The organism is Limosilactobacillus urinaemulieris, assembly GCF_014838745.1.
GTDB classification, from domain to species: domain Bacteria; phylum Bacillota; class Bacilli; order Lactobacillales; family Lactobacillaceae; genus Limosilactobacillus; species Limosilactobacillus urinaemulieris.
Genome location: NZ_JABUXR010000034.1, coordinates 1 through 1988, shown reverse-complemented (window position 1 = coordinate 1988; position 1988 = coordinate 1). Strand labels below are relative to the sequence as shown.

4 protein-coding genes and 1 pseudogene are annotated in these 1988 nt (G+C 37.8%); 1 reads left to right on the top strand and 4 read right to left on the bottom strand.

Annotated features, from left to right (window positions below):
• The coding region (locus HUK45_RS09230; RefSeq protein ID WP_191912044.1) for an LPXTG cell wall anchor domain-containing protein at positions 1-128 on the top strand (128 nt) is incomplete at its 5' end.
• A gap of 103 nt (positions 129-231) precedes the next feature.
• Here the strand turns inward: HUK45_RS09230 and HUK45_RS09225 are convergent.
• From HUK45_RS09225 to HUK45_RS09210, 4 genes and pseudogenes are all read right to left on the bottom strand, one after another.
• A pseudogene (locus HUK45_RS09225) lies at positions 232-336 on the bottom strand (transposase); the annotation flags it as partial.
• A 257-nt stretch (positions 337-593) separates the two neighbouring features.
• Positions 594-1136, bottom strand: a complete 543-nt coding sequence (locus HUK45_RS09220) for a transposase (RefSeq protein ID WP_191912043.1) — start codon at positions 1134-1136, stop codon at positions 594-596.
• Positions 1120-1479 carry a hypothetical protein gene (locus HUK45_RS09215; protein WP_191912042.1) on the bottom strand — a complete coding sequence of 120 codons (360 nt, stop codon included), beginning with the start codon at positions 1477-1479 and terminating at the stop codon, positions 1120-1122. The genes HUK45_RS09220 and HUK45_RS09215 overlap by 17 nt, the downstream gene beginning before the upstream one ends.
• 278 nt (positions 1480-1757) lie before the next feature.
• Positions 1758-1988, bottom strand: a 231-nt coding sequence (locus tag HUK45_RS09210) for an LPXTG cell wall anchor domain-containing protein (RefSeq protein WP_191912041.1), incomplete at its 5' end; no start/stop codon positions are given.

Below are 1988 nucleotides of genomic sequence, written 5' to 3'. Positions count from 1 at the left end.
CAACGACAGCTGAGGATAACCAACTACCACAAACTGGTAATAACAATAGCTTAACATTAATAGGCTTAGGTGCCTCCACCTTATTGGGAATGTTTGGTCTTGCTGCTGTAAACAAGAAGCGCAAGTAATCAAATTAGCTCTACAATTTTACCCCTTTGTCAGTACTGATTAGGTATTTTGATGAGGTTAGTTTAAGTAGCGAAGCTGCTTGAGCTGACCTTTTCTTTTAGCTTAGTTTTTACCATGAGATTTGAGAGCTAGTAGATTTCGGATACGGAAATGATCAAAGTTGCGAAAACCATAAGCTGTTATTCTAGTGGTCTTAATTTTATTATTGTAAGCAGTCGTTATCAATACGGGTTGAACAAAGGGACTCTACAATTGTAAGTACTGATGAATTTAACATCAGTGCTTATTTTGGTTTTCTACGAATAGTCAAGGATATTAAGGAATTCCTTGGAATTTAGCTGGATAGAAAAGTTAATTAAATAATTAAAATGGCTCAAAGTTAAATTTAAAGTATAACAAAGCAAGCTCATGAACTAGATTTATTTTTCATGGGTTGTACAATAATAGTAACAATCAATCTTAAATTATACTTTAGCTATTTGATAATTATAGGGTTGATTATATTTTACAAGATGATAAATCGTTCTGAGAAGACGGTGTATCGCGGCAATGGCAATTTTCTTAGTTCCTGGCTGAGAAGATTGTCTTTTCCTTTTCTGATAGAAATCATTAATATGATTAGGATGAAAATGACTTGCCACGGCAATGTTTTGGATGGATTTAAAAAGAATTTTACGTGCAATCGCATCACCACGTTTACTAATATGATCAGTGGCAACAAAGTTACCTGATTCATAATAATGTCTAAGATCAATCCTGATATAGGCATTAAGAGCATTACTACTATGGAAAAGACGAATATCTCCTAATTCACCGATCAAAGAAGTAACAGTTCGAACACCGAATTCAGGGATAGTGAAGAGTAGATTATATTCAGACAACCCTTCCGCTTCGTGTTGCATTTCAGAAATAATTTTCTCTTTTTCTTGAACTTCCTCGATAACACGGTTAGTTAAATACGCGATCTGTCCATAAACATAAGAATTATCATTAAGCTTTCTTGGCAAGTGTTAATAGTTTTTCAGTAATATGAGTAGCGCGATCAATTGAGATATTCTTATTTGTACTATGTAAGATGAAAGATCTTAACTCAGTAGCTGAAAGTTTCAGGACCCGTGAAGGACAAGCAAAGTGATTAACAATAGTCCAATAAGTATTACTAAATAATGACTCTAATTGCGGGAAAGTAAGTTGTAAAGCACGGTGTAAGCTATTTTTATGGTTAACCACATCTCGACTTACTTCTTGGTAAAAGCGACTAAGATCATGTTGTCCACACCGGTTATAAAATGTTGGAAAACACCGATTTAAAATTAATGGGCCAGTTTGACAAACGAATTCTAGATTCACTGGTACTGTCAACCTCAATCTTAATTCTAAGTATAAAAGAAAAGGTAGATAAAAGCATCGTCATGCTTCTATCTACCTTATACTTTAGGATGTTTGTTTGACGAAGAGCCAAACAAAAGGGCTCCAGCACCACCCGGTCAAGCCGAATCCTGGAGCCCTCAGTAGGAGCATAAGAAGGGCATTGCTGCTGTTCTCACGTCTCCCTAAAGAAAGGAGGTTTAGTATTGTCAGAATGTTGCCATTCACAAACCACACCTAATTATTCAGTTAAAACATGGTTACTTCTTCCACCGTAACTCACCAAAGCCAAACAGCGTTGCGAAGCTCATCAGGCAAACCCCAGCAAGTGCTAGTGCGCCGTTGTGGTCTTCACCAGTCTGCGGCAGCTTATTTTCAGCAGCGCCGGCAGGCTTAACCGCTGTCTGCACTGGTGCTGGCTGACTAGCAGCTGGCGTCGTTACTGCTTCACCGACAACGTGAACCGTGACCGTGACCTCAGTCTGAGTCCC